Origin of the sequence: Cetobacterium sp. ZWU0022 (assembly GCF_000800875.1) — a bacterium.
Classification (GTDB): Bacteria; Fusobacteriota; Fusobacteriia; order Fusobacteriales; family Fusobacteriaceae; genus Cetobacterium_A.
The window spans coordinates 1-2,768 of sequence record NZ_JRJZ01000029.1 but is presented as its reverse complement, the minus strand read 5'-3'; the positions used below and the strand labels follow the sequence as shown (position 1 = coordinate 2,768).

General features: G+C 23.4%; 5 protein-coding genes. All 5 read left to right on the top strand.

Translation table 11 applies throughout. From position 1 onward, the window contains the following. The coding region (locus L988_RS02100) for a hypothetical protein (protein ID WP_047381093.1) at positions 1-1,021 on the top strand (1,021 nt) is incomplete at its 5' end. A 1-nt stretch (position 1,022) separates the two neighbouring features. Continuing rightward, positions 1,023-1,718, top strand: a complete 696-nt coding sequence (locus L988_RS02095) for a hypothetical protein (protein WP_047381092.1) — start codon at positions 1,023-1,025, stop codon at positions 1,716-1,718. An 83-nt stretch (positions 1,719-1,801) separates the two neighbouring features. After that, the gene (relB, locus tag L988_RS02090) at positions 1,802-2,032 is read left to right on the top strand and encodes a type II toxin-antitoxin system RelB family antitoxin (RefSeq protein WP_047381091.1); all 231 of its coding nucleotides are present in this window, start codon (positions 1,802-1,804) and stop codon (positions 2,030-2,032) included. A gap of 121 nt (positions 2,033-2,153) precedes the next feature. Further along, complete coding sequence (locus tag L988_RS02085; RefSeq protein WP_052191642.1) at positions 2,154-2,441, top strand: hypothetical protein; 288 nt, start codon at positions 2,154-2,156, stop codon at positions 2,439-2,441. After that, on the top strand, positions 2,422-2,688 hold the full coding sequence (locus L988_RS02080; RefSeq protein ID WP_047381089.1) for a type II toxin-antitoxin system RelE/ParE family toxin: 267 nt from the start codon (positions 2,422-2,424) through the stop codon (positions 2,686-2,688). Before L988_RS02085 ends, L988_RS02080 begins: the two co-directional genes overlap by 20 nt. The last annotated feature ends 80 nt before the right edge of the window (positions 2,689-2,768 follow it).

Below are 2,768 nucleotides of genomic sequence, written 5' to 3'. Positions count from 1 at the left end.
TGATAATAAAAGTAATAAATCATATTTTCAAAAAAACTTAAAAAAAATCTCGAAAAATATAGATATATATTTGATTAAAGATAGATTTAAAGATGGAGAAGATATGATAGCTAAAGATAGTGGACAAGAGATTATTGAACTTGTGAATAATTTAACTTTTGGAAAATATTCATTACAAAACAAGGGTATTGGAGAGATTACAACAGTATATAATAAGCAAAATTGGAATATATTCTTATTGAATACGACAGATACAAATAAGTTACTTTATGATGGATATAGAGAGATAAAGAAAAGATGTGGTTTAATATCTAATGGTTTTAGCTTGGAGCAAACTGATAAAAATAAAAAAGTAGCTATTAAAAGAGTAATTGAAGAATTATTTATAAAAGAGCAACTACAAAATTTAGATATATCAAAACTTAATAGCAAATATAATATTTTTGAAGGAGTTAGTTGTATTCATTTTAAGAATGAAAAAATAAGAAAAATTACTGTATTAAAGAATGGAAAAATAAAAATTGAAAGCTGTCAAATTTATGAAAATAGCTCTTTAAAAGATGAATTTAACTTTCTTATTGAAAAGTTTAATATAAAAATTGACTATGATAAATCAAAAATAAAATGGTTAGATATTAAGTTTATGAAAATAGGAGAAAAATATATTTATATATTGGATACAGAGCTTAGAGTATATTTTGACAGTAATCAATTTATTAATTTTTATAAACAAAGTATAGAAAGTGGTATGAAGGGAATTGCTAAAGGCTTAGATAGTTTTCTTGGAATGACAATGGCTATAAGATTAAATCGAAAAGAGCAGATGTACTACTCTTTCTATGATACTGGTATAGATGGGAAAGAGACATTCTCTCCAAATATAAAAAAATTGATTACAGACAAAAAGTTAAATGATAAAGAGTATGATATATTTTGTGAGAGCTTAGTATTTAAATATATTTCAAATGCTCAAAGATTAGCAACTTATCCATTTTTCTTTAAATTGACAAGTGAGGTGTAGGATGAGGAAAAATATTATTGGAGATATAAAAAATGAAATATTAACTCTCTATAAAGAAAAAATTGTTATAGAAAATAGTATTAGAAGAAAAAATGAGAAACAAATGCAGTTTTTAAATAGTGTTAAAAATAGAGTACAGCTAAATGTGGTTAAAATATTAAAAAAAACAATTAAATTAAATGAATGTATAGCTATTTTAAACGATGAAGAAAATATAAAAAATTTATTAACTCAAGTTAATAGAATAGATGAGAAGATAAAAAGTAAAGAAAAATTGAAAGGGGAGTTAGAAGCAAAGAGGAAAACTTTAGATTATTTATTTAATAAAGTTATATATTCAGAGAGCTTGACTGAAAATATACTTAAAGAAAAAATAGAGAAAAAAGTAGAGAGAAAAATAAATTTAAAAATAACAGAGCATGGATTGTTGAGATATATTGAAAGAGTTAAAAGAGTTAATATAGATTCAATCAAAGGCGAGATATTAGATATATTTGAAAAAGAGGATTTTAGAAAAAATGGTGTGTTTGAAAAAGATGGAGTTAGATACATTATTCAAGGAAATAAGATAGTAACTGTAATAAATAAAGTTCCATCTAAAGAAAAAGAGTTTAATAAGTATATACTTTATTATAGTAGGTATCGAAAGAATTTTCTTATTAAAAATTCATATAAGTATAATTTAAGAGTTTTATAATCAATTTAAATTTTAAAAAAACTTGCATATTAATCAATTAAGTAATGTAATTGTATTACAAATATGAATGAGGAGGTTTTAATATGTCTGTTATATCTGTTAGATTAAATGATGATGAAGAAACATTATTAAAAAAAGTTGCTAATTTTGAGGGAATGGGTCTTTCAAGCTATATAAAAAAAATTGTATTTGAGAGATTAGAGGAAGAATATGATTTAAAACTTGCTGAGAACACATATAAAGCTCATATAGAATCTAATCAAAAAACATACTCTTTTGAAAGTGTAGTAAAGGAATTAGGAATGGATCTATGAAAAATACAGGGTTGAATTTTCAGAAATATCTTTAGGACACTTAAAAAAATTGTAAAATAAAAAAAAAGCTTTACATATAATATGTATGATATGTATAATATGTAAAAAGGTGGTGTTTAAAATGGCTCAGATATCTGAAAGAATAAATATAATGTTTAATAAAGATGATTTAATTCAAATCAAAGATTTTTGTAAGAAAAAAGGAATGTCTTTTAGTGAATTTGCAAGAAAAACTTTGATAAAAGAAGTTAAAGAACAAGAAGAAATGGATTTATTAAAATTTATTAACGAAAATTGTGGATTTGTTGAGGAGCAGGAAGAAAAAGAAATAATAGATTTCATGAAAACTTATAATGAATCAGAAGCAGAATTTATTGAGGTGAGCCTTAATGACATCTTACAGGATTAAGTTTGACAAAAAGGCTGTAAAGTTCATGAAAGAAAATAGAATGGTAGGTTTAAAATTTTATGAAGCCTTTACCGAGATTTCCAAAGATACAAAAATGATATCATTATATGATGTAAAAAATTTAAAGGGTATTAAAGATGTTAAAAGACTTAGGATAGGAAGTTATAGAGCTTTATTCAAAATAGTTAATAATGAATTAGTTATATTGGTTATCGATATTGGAAGTAGAGGCGATATATACAAATAAACTGGCAGGGGAAACCTTGCCTTTTTTTATTATTTAGGAAATTATAATTTTTTGAAATTGTTCTTAAAAACACTAAAAAT

Excerpts from the sequence above, each read along its gene's own strand:
- L988_RS02095 (WP_047381092.1), top strand. The coding sequence starts at position 1,023 with ATGAGGAAAAATATTATTGGAGATATAAAAAATGAAATATTAACTCTC.
- relB (WP_047381091.1), top strand. The coding sequence starts at position 1,802 with ATGTCTGTTATATCTGTTAGATTAAATGATGATGAAGAAACATTATTA.
- L988_RS02085 (WP_052191642.1), top strand. The coding sequence starts at position 2,154 with ATGGCTCAGATATCTGAAAGAATAAATATAATGTTTAATAAAGATGAT.
- L988_RS02080 (WP_047381089.1), top strand. The coding sequence starts at position 2,422 with ATGACATCTTACAGGATTAAGTTTGACAAAAAGGCTGTAAAGTTCATG.